At 72.3% G+C, this 19,093-nt stretch carries 18 protein-coding genes; 13 read left to right on the forward strand and 5 right to left on the reverse strand.

The window, feature by feature from the left end; all coding sequences use genetic code 11:
- The first annotated feature begins 3 nt into the window (after window positions 1–3).
- Together AB0P24_RS23495 and AB0P24_RS23500 are read left to right on the forward strand one after the other, a co-directional pair.
- A complete protein-coding gene (locus AB0P24_RS23495) occupies window positions 4–978 on the forward strand; it encodes an ABC transporter ATP-binding protein (RefSeq protein WP_365797014.1) in 975 nt (324 codons plus the stop codon).
- Window positions 971–2,056, forward strand: a complete 1,086-nt coding sequence (locus AB0P24_RS23500; RefSeq protein WP_365797016.1) for a dipeptide ABC transporter ATP-binding protein — start codon at window positions 971–973, stop codon at window positions 2,054–2,056. The genes AB0P24_RS23495 and AB0P24_RS23500 overlap by 8 nt, the downstream gene beginning before the upstream one ends.
- A gap of 217 nt (window positions 2,057–2,273) precedes the next feature.
- On the opposite strand, the gene AB0P24_RS23505 is transcribed toward AB0P24_RS23500, so the two are convergent.
- Window positions 2,274–4,400: a prolyl oligopeptidase family serine peptidase gene (locus AB0P24_RS23505; protein WP_365797018.1), complete on the reverse strand. Its 2,127-nt coding sequence runs from the start codon at window positions 4,398–4,400 to the stop codon at window positions 2,274–2,276.
- Window positions 4,401–4,590: 190 nt separating this feature from the next.
- On the opposite strand from AB0P24_RS23505, the gene AB0P24_RS23510 reads away from it, so the two are divergent.
- From AB0P24_RS23510 to AB0P24_RS23545, 8 genes are all read left to right on the forward strand, one after another.
- Complete coding sequence (locus AB0P24_RS23510) at window positions 4,591–4,785, forward strand: hypothetical protein (protein WP_365797020.1); 195 nt, start codon at window positions 4,591–4,593, stop codon at window positions 4,783–4,785.
- 71 nt (window positions 4,786–4,856) lie between these two features.
- Complete coding sequence (mshB, locus tag AB0P24_RS23515) at window positions 4,857–5,735, forward strand: N-acetyl-1-D-myo-inositol-2-amino-2-deoxy-alpha-D-glucopyranoside deacetylase (RefSeq protein WP_365797022.1); 879 nt, start codon at window positions 4,857–4,859, stop codon at window positions 5,733–5,735.
- On the forward strand, window positions 5,732–6,148 hold the full coding sequence (locus AB0P24_RS23520) for a DUF6113 family protein (protein WP_365797024.1): 417 nt from the start codon (window positions 5,732–5,734) through the stop codon (window positions 6,146–6,148). Before mshB ends, AB0P24_RS23520 begins: the two co-directional genes overlap by 4 nt.
- A 156-nt stretch (window positions 6,149–6,304) precedes the next feature.
- On the forward strand, window positions 6,305–8,647 hold the full coding sequence (locus tag AB0P24_RS23525; RefSeq protein WP_365797026.1) for a hypothetical protein: 2,343 nt from the start codon (window positions 6,305–6,307) through the stop codon (window positions 8,645–8,647).
- Window positions 8,648–8,786: 139 nt separating this feature from the next.
- On the forward strand, window positions 8,787–9,755 hold the full coding sequence (locus AB0P24_RS23530) for an ABC transporter ATP-binding protein (RefSeq protein WP_365797028.1): 969 nt from the start codon (window positions 8,787–8,789) through the stop codon (window positions 9,753–9,755).
- Window positions 9,752–10,492 carry an ABC transporter permease gene (locus AB0P24_RS23535; RefSeq protein ID WP_365797030.1) on the forward strand — a complete coding sequence of 247 codons (741 nt, stop codon included), beginning with the start codon at window positions 9,752–9,754 and terminating at the stop codon, window positions 10,490–10,492. Before AB0P24_RS23530 ends, AB0P24_RS23535 begins: the two co-directional genes overlap by 4 nt.
- A 5-nt stretch (window positions 10,493–10,497) precedes the next feature.
- Complete coding sequence (locus AB0P24_RS23540) at window positions 10,498–11,697, forward strand: histidine kinase (protein ID WP_365797100.1); 1,200 nt, start codon at window positions 10,498–10,500, stop codon at window positions 11,695–11,697.
- Entirely contained in the window at window positions 11,694–12,308 is a 615-nt protein-coding gene (locus AB0P24_RS23545; protein ID WP_365797032.1) for a response regulator transcription factor, read from the forward strand. Before AB0P24_RS23540 ends, AB0P24_RS23545 begins: the two co-directional genes overlap by 4 nt.
- A 39-nt stretch (window positions 12,309–12,347) precedes the next feature.
- On the opposite strand, the gene AB0P24_RS23550 is transcribed toward AB0P24_RS23545, so the two are convergent.
- Window positions 12,348–13,223: a transglutaminase-like domain-containing protein gene (locus tag AB0P24_RS23550; RefSeq protein WP_365797034.1), complete on the reverse strand. Its 876-nt coding sequence runs from the start codon at window positions 13,221–13,223 to the stop codon at window positions 12,348–12,350.
- Window positions 13,224–13,272: 49 nt separating this feature from the next.
- Window positions 13,273–14,283: a GNAT family N-acetyltransferase gene (locus AB0P24_RS23555; RefSeq protein WP_365797036.1), complete on the reverse strand. Its 1,011-nt coding sequence runs from the start codon at window positions 14,281–14,283 to the stop codon at window positions 13,273–13,275.
- 140 nt (window positions 14,284–14,423) lie between these two features.
- Here AB0P24_RS23555 and fdxA point away from each other — a divergent pair, with 140 nt between their 5' ends.
- Together fdxA and AB0P24_RS23565 are read left to right on the forward strand one after the other, a co-directional pair.
- A complete protein-coding gene (gene fdxA, locus AB0P24_RS23560; RefSeq protein WP_089098949.1) occupies window positions 14,424–14,744 on the forward strand; it encodes a ferredoxin in 321 nt (106 codons plus the stop codon).
- Between the two features lie 184 nt (window positions 14,745–14,928).
- Window positions 14,929–16,023 carry a bifunctional succinyldiaminopimelate transaminase/glutamate-prephenate aminotransferase gene (locus tag AB0P24_RS23565; protein WP_365797038.1) on the forward strand — a complete coding sequence of 365 codons (1,095 nt, stop codon included), beginning with the start codon at window positions 14,929–14,931 and terminating at the stop codon, window positions 16,021–16,023.
- 158 nt (window positions 16,024–16,181) lie between these two features.
- Here the strand turns inward: AB0P24_RS23565 and AB0P24_RS23570 are convergent, their stop codons facing one another.
- Both AB0P24_RS23570 and AB0P24_RS23575 read right to left on the reverse strand, forming a co-directional pair.
- A complete protein-coding gene (locus AB0P24_RS23570; protein ID WP_365797040.1) occupies window positions 16,182–16,616 on the reverse strand; it encodes an ATP-binding protein in 435 nt (144 codons plus the stop codon).
- Window positions 16,617–16,884: 268 nt separating this feature from the next.
- Window positions 16,885–17,826: a heavy metal transporter gene (locus tag AB0P24_RS23575; protein WP_365797042.1), complete on the reverse strand. Its 942-nt coding sequence runs from the start codon at window positions 17,824–17,826 to the stop codon at window positions 16,885–16,887.
- Between the two features lie 147 nt (window positions 17,827–17,973).
- Here AB0P24_RS23575 and dapE point away from each other — a divergent pair, with 147 nt between their 5' ends.
- A complete protein-coding gene (gene dapE / locus AB0P24_RS23580) occupies window positions 17,974–19,053 on the forward strand; it encodes a succinyl-diaminopimelate desuccinylase (protein ID WP_365797044.1) in 1,080 nt (359 codons plus the stop codon).
- The last annotated feature ends 40 nt before the right edge of the window (window positions 19,054–19,093 follow it).

Here is a 19,093-nt window from a genome sequence, read left to right on the forward strand (position 1 = left end):
GCCATGCTGCTCGAAGTACGCGATCTGCGGGTGGAGTTCCGCACCCGGGACGGAGTGGCGAAGGCGGTCAACGGCGTCTCGTACGCCGTCGACGCCGGCGAGACGCTGGCAGTGCTGGGCGAGTCGGGGTCCGGGAAGTCGGTGACCGCCCAGGCCGTGATGGGGATCCTCGACACGCCGCCCGGGCGGATCAGCGGGGGCGAGATCCTCTTCAGGGGGCGCGACCTGCTGAAACTGAAAGAAGAGGAGCGCAGGAAGGTCCGGGGCGCCGAGATGGCGATGATCTTCCAGGACGCGCTGTCGGCGCTCAACCCGGTGCTGAGCGTGGGCGACCAGCTCGGCGAGATGTTCGTCGTGCACCGGGGGATGTCCAGGAAGGACGCGCGGGCGAGGGCCGTCGAGCTGATGGACCGGGTGCGGATCCCGGGCGCCGCCCAGCGGGTGCGGGACTATCCGCACCAGTTCTCCGGGGGCATGCGCCAGCGCATCATGATCGCCATGGCGCTGGCCCTGGAACCGGCGCTCGTCATCGCCGACGAGCCGACGACCGCCCTGGACGTGACCGTGCAGGCCCAGGTCATGGACCTGCTCGCGGAGTTGCAGCGCGAGTACCACATGGGGCTGATCCTCATCACCCACGACCTGGGCGTGGTCGCGGACGTGGCGGACCGCATCGCCGTGATGTACGCGGGGCGGATCGTCGAGTCCGCGCCCGTGCACGACATCTACAAGGCGCCGGCCCACCCCTATACGCGCGGGCTCCTCGACTCCATCCCGCGCCTCGACCAGAAGGGCCAGGAGCTCTACGCCATCAAGGGCCTGCCGCCCAACCTCATGAACATCCCTCCGGGCTGCGCCTTCAACCCGCGCTGCCCGATGGCCCAGGACGTGTGCCGTACCGACGAACCGCCGCTGTACGAGGTGGACCGGCACCGGGGCAGCGCCTGTCACTTCTGGAGGGAATGCCTCAATGGTTGACAGGGTGGTTGAGCCGATCCTGGAAGTGAGTGGACTGGTCAAGTACTACCCCTTGACCCGGGGGATCTTGATCAAGAAACAGATCGGTGCCGTCAAGGCTGTTGACGGCGTTGACTTCGTGCTCAACAAGGGAGAGACCCTCGGCATCGTCGGGGAATCCGGCTGCGGGAAGTCAACCGTTGCCAAGATGCTCGTCAATCTTGAGCGGCCGACCGCGGGGTCGATCAAGTACAAGGGCGAGGACATCACCAAGCTGGGCGGCCGCGCGCTCAAGGCGGTCCGCCGCAACATCCAGATGGTCTTCCAGGACCCGTACACCTCCCTCAACCCCCGGATGACCGTCGGCGACATCATCGGGGAGCCGTACGAGATCCACCCCGAGGCGGCTCCCAAGGGGGAGCGGCGCAAGCGGGTGCGGGAGCTGCTGGACGTCGTGGGGCTCAACCCGGAGTACATCAACCGCTATCCGCACCAGTTCTCCGGCGGTCAGCGGCAGCGCATCGGCATCGCACGGGGGCTGGCGCTGCGTCCCGAGGTGATCGTCGCCGACGAGCCGGTGTCCGCGCTCGACGTCTCCGTACAGGCCCAGGTGATCAACCTGCTCGACCGGCTCCAGAACGAGTTCGACCTGTCGTACGTCTTCATCGCCCACGACCTGTCGATCGTGCGGCACATCTCGGACCGGGTCGGGGTGATGTACCTCGGGCGGATCGTGGAGACCGGCAGGGACGAGGAGATCTACGAACACGCCACCCACCCCTACACCCAGGCCCTGCTCTCCGCGGTGCCGGTACCGGACCCTCGGGCGCGGGAGCACCGGGAGCGGATCATCCTGAGCGGGGACGTCCCGTCGCCCACGAACATTCCGTCGGGGTGCCGGTTCCGCACGCGGTGCTGGAAGGCCGAGGAGCGGTGCGCGCTGGAGGTGCCGTTGCTCGCGGTGCCCGCGGTCTTCCGGTCCGCGCGGGGGCCGGCCGCCCATGACTCCGCCTGCCACTTCGCGGAGGAGAAGCGGGTGGTTCCGCCGCAGGAGGCGGCCGGGGAAGCGGTGGACGATCTTGGCAACGGGGGTTCATAGCGGGGCATACGGGGGCCAATCGCGTTAACACGCAAGCAACTTCGGCGACCCGGCGCCGATATACGGACGCGGCACGCTTAACAGCGTACGGCCGTGCGGGTGCCGTAAACGGGCCGGGGCGCGCCATGTCGCCCCGGCCCGTTGCCGTTCGCTCCGCTGGGTGCGGCCGAAGGGATCTGCGGGCCGGTGGGGGCTTGGCGCGCAGTTCCCCGCGCCCCTAAAGGGGCGCCAGACCCAGCGTCCGCTTCAGGAAGTCCAGCTGGAGCAGCAGCAGGTTCTCCGCCACCTGTTCCTGTGGGGTCATGTGGGTCACACCCGACAGCGGGAGGACCTCGTGGGGGCGGCCGGCGGCCAGGAGGGCGCTGGACAGGCGCAGGGAGTGGGCGACCACCACGTTGTCGTCCGCCAGGCCGTGGATGATCATCATCGGGCGGTGGGGTTCGAGCGCGTCGACCAGGCCCGCGTCGTCGATCACCGAGTTGCGGCGGTAGACCTCCGGCTGCTCGCCGGGGTGGCCGAGGTAGCGCTCCTGGTAGTGGGTGTCGTACAGGCGCAGGTCGGTCACCGGGGCGCCGACCACCGCCGCGTGGAAGACGTCCGGGCGGCGCAGGGCCGCGAGGGCGGCGAGGTAGCCGCCGAAGGACCAGCCGCGGACGGCCACCTTGGTCAGGTCGAGGGGGAAGTCGGCGGCGAGCGCCTGGAGGGCGTCGACCTGGTCCTGGAGGACGATCGCCGCGATGTCGTCCTTGAGGGACTTCTCCCAGGCGGGGGAGCGGCCCGGGGTGCCGCGGCCGTCGGCGACGATCACCGCGAAGCCCTGGTCGGCGAACCACTGCGAGGTCAGGTGGGCGTTGTGCGCGGACACCACCCGCTGGCCGTGCGGACCACCGTAGGGGTCGAGCAGAACCGGAAGGAGAGTGTCCCCGTGGTAGTCCCGTGGCATAAGCACGGCGCACGGAATTCGGCGTGCGCCCCCCTCGATGAGCGTCACGCGCGGGGACAAACCGGGGTCTTCGGCGTACGAGGTGACAGTCGCCAGGCGCTTCCCGTCGCGCAGTACCTGGGTGCGGGTGCCGGGCCGGTCCAGCGTGGCGGAGACCAGTACGGTCACGCCTCCGGCGCGCACCGCCGTGTGCACGCCGGGCTCCTGCGACACGCGCTCCACGCCGAGCTCGTTCACCCGGTAGACGTGCACCTCGCCGATCTCGGGGGACTCGGCCTCCTCGCCGGCGGACGCGGAAACCAGCACGTCATCGGCGGTCACGTCGAGCACCGCACGGATGTGCAACTGGGGTCCCGTGAGCGGTCGTTCACCCACCGCGAGGACCCGGGCGCCGCCCTCGTCGGCGATCCGGACCAGCTGTCCGGAGGGGCTCCAGCAAGGCACTCCAGCAAACAGTTCAAGCCATGTTGGATCTTCGTCGGCATGCACCATCCGGGTCGCCCCCGACCCCGGGTCCACGGCCAGGAACAGCTGGCTGCGCTGGTCGCGCGCCTGGACGAGCAGGAGCGGGGCACCCGCCTCTGACCAGTGCACATGTGCCAGGTACGGATAGCGCTCCCGGTCCCAGGAGACCTCGGTGCGCTCCCCGTCGAGGCCGTGGACGAACAGGCGTACGTCCGCGTTCTCGGTGCCGGCCGCCGGGTAGGCGACATGATGTGGCTCACGCTCCGGGTGGGCGGGGTCGGCGATCCACCACCGCCGTACCGGCGTGTCGTCCACGCGCGCGACGAGCAGCCGGTCGGAGTCCGGCGACCACCAGAAGCCGCGGGTGCGCCCCATCTCCTCGGCCGCGATGAACTCGGCCAATCCGTAGGTGACCTGTTCCGACTCCGGCTCCGCGAGCGCCCGGTCGCCCTCGCCCTCGGCGCCCACCACGCGCAGGGCGCCCTCCGCGACGTACGCGACATGGCGGCCGTCGGGGGACGGGCGAGGGTCGATCACCGGCCCGGGGACGGTGAGTTCGCGTGCCGTGCCGGCCCTGAGCTCGGCCGTGAAAAGCCGCCCTGACAAGGCGAAAGACGCCAGCTCCAGGGCCGTGTCGGTGGCGTAGCCGACGATGCCGGCACCGCCCTCACGGCTGCGTTCGCGACGGGCCCGCTCCTCGGGCGAGAGGTTCTCCTCGGCTCCGCCGAGCAGGGTGCGCGGGTCCGCCGCGAGGCGCTCCTCGCCGCTCGGCAGATCGAGAACCCACAGGGAGTTGGCGCGGTCGGTGCCGGAGCCGGAGCGCAGAAACGCCACGCGGGAGCCATCGGGGGCCACGGTGAACGCGCGCGGCGCGCCGAGCGTGAAACGCAGCGTGCGGGCGTGCCGGCGGGGGAATGAGACAGCCTCGGTCGTCATGCCCCGACCATATTGGCCATGCGCCCCCTTGTGCGGCCGTGCGCCGAGCGATGCGCGAGCACGCATAGTTATGATCACTACCGCTAGGTGGGTATGAACCTGCTGTCTTGCGCAGGGAATTGCCGTACCGATCTACAACCCCCATAGTCCGAACCCCCCGCGTCCCTGGGATCTTTGGAGGTGAGCCGCCGTGGCACTCTCGATTTCGGCGGTGGTGCTGCTGGCGATCGTCGTCTTCTTGTTGATCAAGAAGTCGGGTCTGAAGGGCGGCCATGCCGTGGTGTGCATGCTGCTCGGGTTCTATCTCGCCTCCTCCACCGTCGCACCGACGATCAGCGACCTGACGACCAACGTCGCCAGCATGATCGGCAGCATCAAGTTCTGACACCGGTCACTCTTCACACCGGTCGACCCGGGCTGCGCGGTACTGCCGGTGCCGTTTCGTAGGGTGGGCACATGACGGAACTGCCCTCCCGGCGTCTCCTGCTCGTGCACGCGCACCCGGACGACGAGTCGATCAACAACGGCGCCACCATGGCCCGCTACGCGGCCCAGGGTGCCCATGTGACGCTGGTCACGTGCACCCTCGGCGAGGGCGGCGAGGTCATCCCGCCCGAGCTGCGGCATCTCACCGGCCCAGCGCTGGGGGAGTACCGGTTCGGCGAGCTCGCGTCCGCCATGCGCGCGCTCGGCGTCGATGACTTCCGGCTGCTCGGCGGCCCCGGCCGCTACCGCGACTCCGGAATGATGGGCCTGCCCGACAACGGCGTGCCCGGCTGCTTCTGGCAGGCCGACGTCGACGAGGCGGCCGGGCATCTGGCCGAGGTGATCCTGGAGCTGCGCCCCCAGGTCCTCGTCACCTACGACGACAACGGCGGATACGGCCACCCGGACCACATCCAGGCCCACCGTGTCGCCATGAGAGCCGTCGAACTCGCCGCCGAGGCCGGCCACCGCGTCCCCAAGGTCTACTGGAACCGCGTCCCGCGCACGGTCGCCGAGGCCGCTTTCGCCCGCCTCCAGGACGACCTGCCGGGGCTGCCCTTCGCCAAGTCCGCCGCCCTCGACGACGTGCCGGGCGTGGTCGAGGACCGCCGGGTCACCACCGAGATCGACGGCGCCGCGTACGCCGACGCGAAGACCGCCGCGATGGCCGCCCACGCCACCCAGATCGAGGTGGCACCGCACGGCGCCCGCTACTTCGCGCTCTCCAACGAGCTGGCGCAGCCCGTGTTCACCACGGAGTACTACGAGTTGGCGGGCGGCCTGGCGGGCGGCGAGCACGGCGCCGCGCGCGAGACCGATCTCTTCGCGGGCCTCGGGGAGGCGTCATGAGTTCCGACGGCCGCGGGTCTGTGCTCGCGCAACCGTTGCAGGCGCCCTCGGCCGGACGGGCCGCGGCCCTCCTCGGACTGGTCGTGCTCGGGGCCGTGGTCGGCCTCGCCGGTGCCCTCGTCCAGGCCGGCTGGTTCCCGGGCGGGCTGCTGCTCGCCCTGGCCGGCGCCGCCGGACTCTTCCTCGGCGGGGCCCGGGCCGTGGCGAGCCGCTCCGGGGCCGTCGCACCCGCGTTCGGCTGGGTCGTCGCCGTCATCTTCCTCACCGCCAGCAGGGCGGAAGGTGACTTCCTGTTCGGCGCGGGAGGCGGCTCGTACCTCTTCCTGCTCGGCGGCATGGCGCTGGCTGTGATCTGCGCCACAATGGGTTTGGGGCGGCAACCTCAGGCGGACGACGCCCGACTTGGCAAGTGACGTACCACTTCGCCGTGGGGCGCCCGTGCGAGTCCGGTGTGGGTTTCCCCAGCGGTCATGGGATAAGCGTCAGAAGTGGCCAGTATGGTGGTGCGCGCCGCCGAACCGCCCGAGCAAGGTCGTCACGGGCGGTGGAGCCAACCGGGAGAACCTGCCTTGAGTCGTGAAACTGACACTCCGTCCTCCGGGCCCAACGGGCGCGGTGGATCCGCATACCCCTCGGGCACGCCGCCGTACGGGACCCCCATGGCTTCCGACGACGCTACGGACGCGGCCCGTTCGGCCGCGCAGCCGGAGGAACGCAAGACCGAGACCACGCTGACCACCCGGATCCGGATCAACATCCCCGGCTCCCGGCCGATTCCGCCCGTGGTCGTCCGTACCCCCGTCGCGGACGCCGAGGGCGCCGCGGCCAATGCCGCGGCCGGCGTCGGCGGCTCGGGCGAGGAGACGGGCGCGCACGCGCGACCGGCGGGTACCACCATGTCCACCGGCACCGTCGACCTGCCCGCCGCCGAGCCGGCGCCCGCGCCGGCCGCCGAGGGGAAGGGCAACGACTGGTTCGCGCCACGCAAGTCCGGCCCGGCCAAGGGCGGTCCCCGCGGCGGCGCCGCCAACGGCGCGGCGGCGCCCGCCGGTTCGCCCGGCGCGGCGCCGAACGGTCCGACGCCGACCAGCCAGGCGCCCGGCGGCCCGGCGGCCCAGGGCGGTGCGCGTGCGGGCGGCGGCCGACCGGGCGGTGTGGTCGGCTCCATGAGCGTGCCCGGCGCGCCCCGTCCCGGCGCGACCAACGGCGCGGGACTGCCCGCGGGCGCGACCGGCGGCCCGGTGGCTCCCGGCCACGGTGGCGGCACCGGCTCCTTCGACGTGACCGAGGCGCTCGCCGCGGGCCCGCTCGGCGGCTCCCGGGGCGGCGCGAAGGGCGGCGGCGACAACCGTCGCGACGACCTGCCCTACTTCGCCGACAACGGCGGCCACAACGGCGCCCAGGCCGGTCCCGGCGCGCCCGGTGGCGGCCCGGCCGGACCCGGCGGGCCCAGCGGCTTCAACGGGCCGGGCGGTCCCGGCGGCCTCGGCGGCCCGCAGGGCCCGGCAGGCCCCACCGGCGGCCCGGTCACCGGCGACGGCACGTTCGTCCCGTCGGCGGGCGTCGGCGAGCCCTTCGGCACCCGGAACGGCCCCGCGGGCCTGGGCGGTCCCGCCGACGGCCCTGGCGGTCCCGGTGGTCCGCGCGCCCGTACCGCCCAGGCCAGGCCCGGCGCCGCGCACCCCGCCCCCGCCGGTGCCGGCCTCCCCGGCGGCGGCCTGAGCGACGACACCGCGATCCTCACGCCGCAGAAGCCCGCCCCCGAGCCGGGCATGCCCGGCTACGGCGCCCCGGCGGACAACGTCTCCGGACACACCGTCACCAGCGGCATCCCGGTCGTGCCGCCGGGCGCCAACTCCCCGTTCGCGCCGGGCGCCCCCGGCACCGGACCGCAGCCGCACACGCCGCCGAAGCTGCCCGAGCCGGTCTCGCCGCCCCCGGCCGAGGCCAAGGGCAAGGCGAAGGCCAAGAAGAAGCGCAGCAAGCTGCCGCTGCTCGGCGGTGTCGTGGTGGTCGCCGGCGTCGGCGTCTACGGCGCAGGGCTGCTCATGAACCACTCCGACGTGCCCAAGGGCACCACCGTGCTCGGCGTCGACATCGGCGGCGGCACCCGTGACGACGCGGTCAAGAAGCTCGACGACGCGTTCGGCAAGAACGTGAACAAGCCGCTGAAGCTGTCGGTCGACGGCAAGACCGTCTCGCTGCCGCCGGACCAGGCGGGCTTGCAGTTCGACATGCAGAACACCGTCGAGGCGGCCGCCAAGAGCGACTACAACCCGGTCTCCGTGGTCGGCTCCCTGTTCGGCCGGAAGCGGGTCGTCGACCCCGTCATGCCGGTGGACGAGGAGAAGCTCCAGGCCGCCCTCAAGGACCTCGGCGGCGGCTCCGGCTCGGTCACCGAGGGCACGATCAAGTTCACCTCCGGCAAGGCCGTCGCGGTCTACGGCAAGGCGGGCAAGGGCATCGACGCGGCCGCCTCCACCAAGGCGGTCGAGCAGGCGTACAAGACGATGGTGGAGACGGGCACCGCCGCCGCGGTGAACGTGCCGACGACCACCGTGCAGCCGACGGTCTCCAACGCGGAGGTCGACCGCGAGATGAAGGCGTTCGCGGAGCCGGCGATGTCGGCGCTGGTCACCGTCAAGACGGAAAACGGCGTCCCGGTGCCGATGAGCCCGCAGAACTCCCTGTGGAAGTTCCTCCGGGTCAAGGCGGTCGACGGCAAGCTCGTGGACAGCCCCGATCTGAACGCGCTCAAGGACCTCTACGGCAATGCCTTCGACGGTGTCAAGATCACCCGCGCCAGCGGTCAGAAGACGGCCGTCACCCCGCAGGACGTCTATGTCGCCCTGCGCCAGGCCCTGCTGAGCAAGACGAACCGGGTGGGTGTCATCGCCACCAACCCCAGCTGACGCAACCGCGAAGAAGGGGCGCCCGGTGCTCACCGGGCGCCCCTTCGCGCTTGTCAGGCGCTGTTCATGACATCTGTCATGCGGCTCTTTGGACGTCCGGCACTGCCCCCGGCCAGGGGCTCGCGGCCAGCATGGACGCATGACGACGACAGCGGCGACGACGGGCACCGGGACCCCGGTGGCGGTCGGGTTCGACCAGGTGAGCAAGGTCTACGGGAAGGTGCGGGCCGTCGACGGGCTCTCACTGCGGCTGCACCCGGGGGAGACCGTGGCCCTGCTCGGGCCCAACGGCGCGGGGAAGTCGACCACGCTCGACCTGCTGCTCGGCCTCAAGCAGGCCGACAGCGGCACGGTGAGCGTGTTCGGCCTGAGCCCGCGGGAGGCCATCGTCGCCGGACGGGTGGGCGCGATGCTGCAGAGCGGCGGCCTGATGGACGAGGTCACCGTGCAGGAGCTGGTCAAGCTGGCCTGCGAGCTGCACCCGAAGCCGTACCGGGTCACCGACGTCCTCGCCCGCGCGGGCATCTCGCAGATCGCCGACCGCAAGGTCAACAAGCTCTCCGGCGGCCAGTCCCAGCGGGTCCGCTTCGCCCTCGCCACCGCCGGTGACAGCGACCTGATCGTCCTGGACGAGCCGACCACCGGCATGGACGTCTCCGCCCGCCAGGCCTTCTGGGCCACCATGCGCGAACAGGCCGACCAGGGGCGGACAGTGCTGTTCGCCACGCACTACCTGGAAGAGGCCGACGCCGTCGCCGACCGGGTGCTGGTGCTGCACCGAGGCCGGCTGCTGGCCGACGGGACGGCCGCCGAGATCAAGGCCAAGGCCGGAGCGAGAAGGATCTCCTTCGACCTGGAGGGCGAGATCGACGAGGCGCCGCTGCGGGCGCTGCCCTTCCTCACCGCCGTCACTGTGTCAAAAAGCGGCTCCGCCGCGGGGAGCGGCCAGACGATCCGGATGCAGTCGTCCGACGCCGACGCCACCGTCCACGCCCTGTACGGCCTCGGCGTCTACCCCCGCAACCTCGAAGTCGCCGGGCTCGGCCTGGAGCAGGCGTTCGTCGCCATCACGGAGGCCGAGGAGGCCAAGGAGGTCACGCAGTCATGAACGCACTGATCAAGCTGGAGCTCGCCCGCGCCCTGCGCAACCGCAAGTTCCTGTTCTTCTCGGTGATCTACCCGTCGATCATCTTCCTGCTGGTCGCCGACCAGGGCGGCGGCAACCAGACCGTCGACGACTCCGGGCTGTCCGTCGCCGCCTACGTCATGGTCTCCATGGCCTCCTTCGGCGCCCTCACCGCCGTCCTGATGGGCAACAGCGAACGCATCGCCAGGGAGCGCGAGAGCGGCTGGGTACGGCAGCTGCGGCTGACCACCCTGCCGGGGCGCGGCTACGTCCTCGCCAAGACCGCGGGCGCCGCCGTCGTCAGCCTGCCGTCCATCGTGGTCGTCTTCCTGGTCGCCGCGTCCGTGAAGCACGTACGCCTGGAGGCCTGGCAGTGGTTCGCGCTCACCGGCGCGATCTGGGCCGGCAGCCTGGTCTTCGCCGCGCTCGGCGTCGCCATCGGCTACCTCGCCTCCGGGGACGCGGTCCGCCCGATCACGATGATCACCTACTTCGGCCTGTCGATCCTCGGCGGCCTGTGGTGGCCGTCCTCCTCCTTCCCGGCCTGGCTCCAGGACATCGCGAAGTGGCTGCCCACGCACGCGTACGCTGCACTGGGACGGGCCATCGAGCAGAGCCAGGCCCCGAAAGCCCAGGACATCGCCATCCTCGTCGTCTTCTTCGCCCTCTTCGTCGGCGGCGCGGCCTGGCTGTACCGGAAGGACACGCTGAAGGCGTGAGCACGATGACGGAAGACCTGCGGCCCGACGAGGAAGCGAGGGCGGACCGGCTGGTGCGCATCGGCCGGCCGCCCCGCAGCCGGGGCGAGGCGCTGCGCAAGCTGGTGTGGGTCCTGCCCTGGCTGGTCTTCCTCGCCTCCCCGGCGGACGACCTGGCCTCCGGCCACCACACCACCGGGGCCACGGCGGCCGGCTGGGCGGGCCTGACGGCCTTCGTCGGGATCTACCTGACCATCGTCTTCCGGCAGATGGGCCGGCCCTTCCGCGGCTGGGTCGTCGCCACCGCGATCACCGTGGAGTGGACGCTCGCGGTCGTCCTGGCCTTCACCCTCGGCGGCTCCTGGTTCGGCCTGTTCGTGTACGTCTCCGTGATGTGCGGACTGAACTTCCCGCTGCGGGTCGCCTACTGGACGATCCCGCTGACCACCGCGGCCATGACGCTGGCCGGCTGGTACGTCCACGACATGGAAGAGGCCTGGGGCCTGTTCCTGGTGGTGCTCCTGGTCGGCTACTCCATGACCGGCGTACGGCAACTGGTCGCCACCACCGTCGAGTTGCGCAAGGCCCGCGCCACCGTCGCCCAACTGGCCGCCAACGAGGAGCGGCTGCGCCTCGCCCGCGACCTGCACGACCTGCTCGGGCACTCTCTCTCGTTGATCACGCTGAAGAGCGAGCTGGCCGGCCGGATGCTCCCCGACCACCCCGACAAGGCGGCCCAGCAGGTCTCCGACATCGAACAGGTGAGCCGCCAGGCGCTGGTGGACGTCCGCGAGGCCGTCACCGGCTACCGGCGGCCCCGGCTCGCCGCCGAACTGGCCGGCGCCCAGGTGGCCCTGACCGCCGCCGCGGTCACCGCCGAGGTCCCATCCGACCCCGACCTGACCGGCGTACCTGAGGACGGCGAGGCGGCCCTCGCGTGGGCGTTGCGGGAGGCGATCACCAATGTCGTGCGGCACAGCGGCGCGAGCGCCTGCACGGTGGAGCTGCTGCGCCGGCAGACCCTGGACGGGCCGGTCCTCGAACTCGCCGTGGAGGACAACGGTTCGGGCGGTTCCGGCAAGGGCCCCGGCAACGGGCTCACCGGGCTCACCGAGCGTCTGGAGAAGGCGGGCGGCACGCTGGAGGCGGGCCGTGTGAAGCGCGGCTTCCGGCTGGTCGCCCGGGTCCCGCTCGGCTCCGGCGTGGCCGTAGGATCCGGGGCATGAGCAGCACGATCAAGGTCCTCCTCGCCGAGGACCAGTCGATGGTCCGTGAGGCGCTGGCCGCCCTGCTGGGACTGGAGGACGACATCGAGGTCGTGGCCCAGGTCGCGCGCGGCGACGAGGTGCTGGCCGCGGCTCGGGCGAACGCCGTCGACGTGGCCCTGCTCGACATCGAGATGCCGGGCTGCACGGGCATCGAGGCGGCGGCGCGGCTGCACAAGGCGCTGCCCGCCGTGAAGCTGGTCGTCCTCACCACCTTCGGGCGGCCCGGCTATCTGCGCAGCGCGATGGAGGCGGGCGCCGACGCGTTCCTGGTCAAGGACGCCCCCGCCGCCCAGCTCGCCGAGGCCGTCCGCAAGGTCCTCGCCGGCGAACGCGTCATCGACCCCACCCTCGCGGCAGCCGCTCTCGCCGAGGGCGCCAACCCCCTCACCGACCGCGAGCGCGAGGTCCTCCGCGCGGCGGCCGACGGCTCCACGAACGCGGAACTGGCGGCAGCCCTGCACCTTTCGCAGGGAACGGTACGCAACTACCTCTCGACGGCGATCCAGAAACTGGCGGTCCGCAACAGAGCGGAAGCGGTCCGGATCGCGCGGGAGAAGGGCTGGCTGTAGGGGAGCCCCCCTCAGCCCCGTCAGCCCCCTGCAACCCCCTCAGTTGAGACGGGCCCGAGCCGCCCGTGCCTCCCCCCGCACCTTCTCCGCCGCGCTCTCGTCGACCACGTCGATCAGCCCCGCGTACCGCTCCAACTCCTCGGCCCCGTCCACGAAGTCACCCCGCTCCACCAGCAACCGCGCCCGCTCGTAGCGCAGCCGGGCCGGGTGCGACGGCAGCAGCAGGGACAGGTCCACCGCCCACAGGCCCACGTCCGACCGCTCCGGGCGGGCCGCGGCCCACGCCCGTACGTTGTTCAGGATCCGCCGTACGACGTCCAGCGCGTCGGCCGGCTGTAGCATGGCCGGCTCCAGCGGCACCCCCGCCGCCCCCACCACCAGCAGCTCCGCGTCGGCTCCGGTCAGCACCCGCCCCCCGTCGAACGGATCGGCCAGCACCTGCTCCTCCGCCGCCCCGAACCCGACCACGAAGTGCCCCGGCAGCGCGACCCCGTACACCGGCGCCCCCGCCCGCCGCGTGACCTCCAGCCACACCACGGACAGCAGGATCGGCAGCCCGCGCCGCCGCCGCAGCACCTCGTGCAGCAGCGAGGACTCCAGCCGCTGGTACTCCGCGGCGGTGCCCCGGAAGCCGAACCGTTCGCCCAGCACCCGCTGCGCCGCCGTCGCCCACGCGTGCGGCCCGCCCGGCCGGTACGGCAGCTGCCCGGCCAGCCGGTCCAGTTCCATCTGCGCCGCGTCGATCCCGGCCTCGTCCAGCGAGCCGTCGGCCACCGCGCCCAGCAGCAGGCACAGCGTCGCCAGATCGGGCCGCTCGGACCGCGCCTCCTCGGCGAACCGCCGCCGTACCTCGGCGGCCCGTGCCGACGACGGCGGACGCGGATGCGGATGCGGACGCGGCTGACCGGAAGCCATAGCTGTTTCGTGCCCCTTCGGAATGATCGCTACCGCCTCGGCTCCGGATTCAGGAGCCGTCCGCCTCCGGCGCCCGGTAGTGGTGGTACGCGTGGTGCGCCGCGAAGCCCAGCCGCCGGTACAGCGCCCGCGCCCCCTCGTTGCCGGTCTCCACCTGTAGCCAGGCCGCCGACGCGCCCTCCTCCAGCGCCCGGCGCGCGAGCGCGGCCATGACCTCGGTGGCCAGCCCCCGCCGCCGCAGCCCCGGATCCACCTCGACGGCGGCGAACCCGGCCCACCTGCCGTCCACCACCAGCCGCCCGATGGCCGCGGGGGCGGCTCCCGAGGCCGCGCCGGGCACGGTCGCGAACCACACCGACGGCCCTCCGCCCAGCACCCGCAACGCGACCTCGCTCACGCCCTTGCGCCGGTACCGCGCCAGCCAGTCCTCGCCGGCCTCCCGGGAGAGCAGCACACCGGCCCCGGCCGCCCGGTCGGCGACCGCCGCCAGCCCCCCGGTCCACAGCTCGGCGCTCACCTCACGCACCCATCCGCGCCGCTCCAGCTCCGCGCACAGCGGCTCCTGCGTGCCCTGGGCGCCGGTCGCGGTCTGCACGTACGCGGGCAGCCCCCGCTCGGCGTACCACCGCCGTACGGCCGCCAGCGCCGCGTCGAGCGGCAGCCCCGGGTCACCGAGCGGCAGGACGCTGTTCGCCCGCCGGGTGAACCCCGCGGCCGCTCGCAGCTCCCACTCGCCGAGCCGCTCGCTCTCCAGTGGCCGCCAGCCCCGCGAGGCGACCCGTGCGAGCTCCCCGTACGTGGCCGCGGGCCCGCGGCGGCGCGCCGGAGCGGCCGGCACCACTTTCGCCGCGACCAGCGCGGACCGCGGTATCCGGACGATCTCACCGTCCCGCCGTGCGATCGTCAGCATGCCGTCGTCCCATGATGTGAGAACACCCACCGTGTCGGTGAACTTCTGCGCGGCGGCACCATTTCCCGTCAAACGGCGCACCGATACTCGTTTGCCCACGTCAGCAGCGGTGATACGGACCTCGTAGCGTCCTGCGGCAGAGATTTCCACTGGTCAGTTCACCCCTCCTGTTCGGATCATGCCCAGGAACGGAGATACTAGGGGCGGGCATCGACGACGCCGCGCTCCCGCGCGCCAGGCGGCGGAGCCTACGGAGGCCCGCCAGCGCCCAATCGAGGAGGAACGACAGCGTGACCTACGTCATCGCGCAGCCTTGTGTCGACGTGAAGGACAAGGCGTGCATCGAGGAGTGCCCGGTCGACTGCATCTACGAGGGCCAGCGGTCCTTGTACATCCACCCGGACGAATGCGTCGACTGCGGAGCCTGTGAGCCGGTCTGCCCGGTCGAGGCGATCTTCTACGAGGACGACACTCCGGAGGAGTGGAAGGACTACTACAAGGCCAACGTCGAGTTCTTCGACGACCTCGGCTCCCCGGGCGGCGCCAGCAAGCTGGGCCTGATCGAGCGGGACCACCCGTTCATCGCCGCGCTGCCCCCGCAGGCCGAGTAGTCCGCACCGGCGGCCCGCCGCAACACCGTGCCGCCTCGGTCCCGTACGGCCTGATCATGCCCGATCGGCGCCGTACGGGGCCGAGGCGTTTGCCGTACCGGCCGTGGTCGGCTGTGCCGGCCGTACCGGCTGTACCGGTCGTACCAGCCGTACCGGTCGTACCGAAGAAAGTGAGCAAGCAACCGTGTCCGCAGTCTCCGACCGTCTGCCCGCCTTCCCCTGGGACAAGCTGGAACCGTACAAGAAGACGGCAGCGGCACACCCGGACGGCATCGTCGACCTGTCGGTCGGCACCCCGGTGGACCCGGTCCCCGACCTGATCCAGAAGGCCCTGATCGACGCGGCCGACTCGCCCGGCTACCCCACGGTCTGGGGCACCCCGGCGCTGCGCGACGCGATCACCGGCTGGGTCTCCCGCCGCCTCGGCGCCCGGGAGGTCACCCACCGCCACGTCCTCCCGATCGTCGGCTCCAAGGAACTCGTCGCCTGGCTCCCCACCCAGCTCGGCCTCGGCCCCGGTGACCGGGTCGCCTACCCGCGTCTCGCCTACCCCACCTACGAGGTCGGCGCCCGCCTCGCCCGCGCCGACCACGAGGTCTACGACGACCCGCGCGACCTGGACCCGGCCGGGCTGAAGCTGCTCTGGCTGAACTCCCCGTCCAACCCGACCGGCAAGGTCCTCCCGAAGCAGGAACTCACGGAGATCGTCGCCTGGGCCCGCGCCCACGGCGTCCTGGTCTTCTCCGACGAGTGCTACCTGGAACTCGGCTGGGAGGCCGACCCGGTCTCGGTCCTGCACCCGGACGTCAACGGCGGCTCGTACGACGGCGTCGTGGCGGTCCACTCCCTCTCCAAGCGCTCCAACCTCGCCGGCTACCGCGCGGCCTTCCTGGCCGGCGACCCGGCGGTCCTCGGCCCGCTCCTGGAGATCCGCAAGCACGGCGGCATGATGACGCCGGCCCCGACCCAGGCGGCGGTGGTGGCGGCCCTCTCCGACGACACCCACGTCCAGGAACAGAGGGAGCGGTACGCGTCCCGTCGTACGGCCCTGCGGGGGGCCCTCCTGTCCCACGGCTTCCGCGTCGAACACAGCGAGGCGAGCCTCTACCTGTGGGCAACGAGGGACGAGTCCTGCTGGCGGACGGTGGCCCACCTGGCGGACCTGGGCATCCTGGTGGCCCCCGGCGACTTCTACGGCGAGGCGGGCGAGAACTTCGTACGCGTGGCCCTGACGGCGACGGACGAGCGCGTCCGGGCAGCGGTGGCACGGCTCAGCTGACGGGGCGCGGGGCCCTGACATGTGCGGCTCCGCCGCGTGGGCGCGACCAGCCCCCACCGGCGGGCAGCCGAGGCACGCCGAGGCACAACGAAAGGGACCCGGGGAGAACCCCGGGTCCCTTCTCACCTCACCGGCCGGACGTCACCGGCGCAGCGGCGTCAGCCCCCGATGGGGAGCCCCTTGACCGGCAGGCCCCCCTTGGCGAGCCCGTCCGTCGGCAGCCCGCCCTTCGTCGCGGTGGACGCCGTGTCACCCAGCAGCCCGCCGGCGGAGCCCACCGCGTCGCCCGCGGTGTGCTGCACCACCGGCGCCACCTTCTTGACGGCCTTGCCGCCGGTCTTGCCCGCGGCCGGCACCGCCGACTCGACGGCCTTGCCGCCGGTGTGGCCGACGGCCCCGGTGACGGTCTGCGCCGCGCCGTCGGCGGTGCTGCCGACGTTCGCCCCGTCCAGGGCGGTCAGACCGCCCAGGTTCGGGGCGGCCGGCAGACTCGGGGCCGCGCTGGCGGAGCCGGCCGCACCGACCCCGGCAGCCGCTCCCGCTGCGACGAGCAGCGCGGCACGGGCGATCCGGCGGGTCAGAGGGAGGGACATGATGCTCCATTCGACGGGAGGGAACGTGATCGCCGTGACTACCGCTCGAAGCCCGCGAAGGTTGCGGAGACCCAAGGTAAAGAATTGATAACGCATCGCATTATCAGGTGTGGGGGAAAACGGGCAAACGGGTCCCTGGCGGTCGTTTCGCAGAATCCTTACGTCCCAGTGCTCCCAGGGGATTTGACGCATGTGCGAGTGACCGTGCGAAAACGTGCGCACACCGCGCGTGCGTGCCCCGGCCGACCCTCCCGAGGGAACCTGCGAACTACTGTCCGGTCACGATCCGCACCGAGCCCGCGGACCTCTCCGCGCCGCCCGTCCCCTGGGCGCCGGACACCGGCTGCCACTGGCTGTCCGTGCTCCCGGCCGCCCACTCCCGGCCCGCGTACGACACCCGCTGGATGTGCAGCGCCGACGAGTTGGCCACCGCCCAGTGCGCCAGCTGCCAGCCGCGCTCGCTCTCGGTGCGCCCCGACTTGTCGGTCTTCTTCCCCTCCGGCACCGGCACGGTCACGGTCCGCCCGTGCGCCGTGGCCGTCACGCTGGGAGTGGGGGTCGGCCTGGCCGACTGGCTCACCTCGGCGCCGGCCTCCTCGACCGCGTCCCGTCCGAAGTCCCGTACCAGCGCGGTCCGTACCGCGTCCGGACCCGTCGCCGCCGCCCCGGTGCCGGCCGCCGGGCGCCCGTCGCACGTCAGCGTGGCCGCCGCCTGCCCGGTCAGGGCCGCCGCGAGCAGCGATGCGTCGGTCTCGTGCTTGGCGTACGCCTCCGGGTAACCGCTGCGCTGGACGCGCTGCGCGGCCACCGTCAGCGGCAGGGTCTCGTAGTCGGGCACCTTGGCCAGGTGGGCGTAGAACATGCCCGCCGCGTACGCCGGGTCCAGGATCTGCTTCTCGGTGCCCCAGCCCTGCGAGGGCCGCTGCTGGAACAGGCCCACCGAATCCCGGTCGCCGTGCTTGATGTTGAGCAGCCCCGACTCCTGGATCGCGGTCGCCAGAGCGATGGCCACCGCCCGCTCGGGCATGCCGCGGCCGGTGCCGACGGCGGCGATCGTCGCCGCGTTTACCGCCTGCTCGGGCGTGAACTGGTACGACTCGTCGTCGCTTCGGCCCGAGACGACCTTGCAGCCCTCGGCGCCACCGCCGCCGGTGACGTACTGGACGACCAGATAGGCCGCGACGGCGCACAGGATGAGCAAGCCCGACACGAAACGCAGGACACGGCCGCGACGCTTGGGGCGGATGGGGGACGGCTCTGACACGCGTACAACATACTGGAGGGTACGAGCCGCCCACCCCCGGGTCCGAAAGCCTGTGAACCCTCTCACGGGATCGCCCGCGCTAGGGTCGAGGTCATGGCCGACACCTCGCTTGACCTCACGCTGGACGCCGCCGCGCTCACCGCGCGGCTCGTCGACCTCCCCTCCGAGAGCGGCACCGAGAAGCCCCTGGCGGACGCGATCGAGAGCGCGCTGCGCGCCCTGCCGCACCTGACGGTCGACCGGTACGGCAACAACGTGATCGCCCGGACGAACCTCGGCCGCTCCGAGCGCGTGATCCTGGCCGGCCACATCGACACCGTCCCCATCGCGGAGAACGTGCCCTCCCGGCTCGACGCGGACGGCGTGCTGTGGGGCTGCGGCACCTGCGACATGAAGGCGGGCGTCGCCGTCCAGCTGCGCATCGCGGCCACCGTCCCCGCCCCCAACCGCGACCTGACCTTCGTCTTCTACGACAACGAGGAGGTCGCCGCCGACCTCAACGGCCTCAAGCACGTCGCCGAGGCCCACCCCGAGTGGCTGGCCGGCGACTTCGCGGTGCTCCTTGAGCCCTCGAACGGCGAGGTCGAGGGGGGCTGCCAGGGCACCCTGCGCGTCCTGCTGAAGACCTCGGGCGAACGGGCCCACTCGGCGCGCTCCTGGATGGGCTCCAACGCCATCCACGCGGCCGCCCCGATCCTCGCCCGCCTCGCCGCCTACGAGCCCCGCTACCCGGTCATCGACGGCCTGGAGTACCGCGAGGGCCTCAACGCGGTCGGCATCTCGGGCGGGGTGGCCGGCAACGTCATCCCCGACGCCTGTGTGGTCACCGTCAACTTCCGGTACGCGCCCGACCGTTCCGAGGCCGAGGCCATCGCCCACGTCCGCGAGGTCTTCGCCGGCTGCGGGGTCGAGGAGTTCGTGGTCGACGACCACAGCCCCGGCGCGCTGCCCGGCCTCTCCCACCCGGCCGCGGCCGCCTTCATCGAGGCGGTCGGCGGCACGCCGATGCCCAAGTACGGCTGGACCGACGTCTCCCGCTTCTCGTCCCTCGGCGTCCCCGCGGTCAACTACGGTCCCGGCAACCCGCACTTGGCACACAAGCGGGACGAAAGGGTGGAAACCGGCAAGATCCTGGCGGGCGAGGAGCGGCTGCGCGACTGGCTGACCAGCTGAGCGCACGACGGCGCTGCGCGCCCGACATGCCGACGTCCCG

This window comes from Streptomyces sp. NPDC086519, assembly GCF_040686075.1.
In the GTDB taxonomy this organism is placed as follows: domain Bacteria; phylum Actinomycetota; class Actinomycetes; order Streptomycetales; family Streptomycetaceae; genus Streptomyces; species Streptomyces shenzhenensis.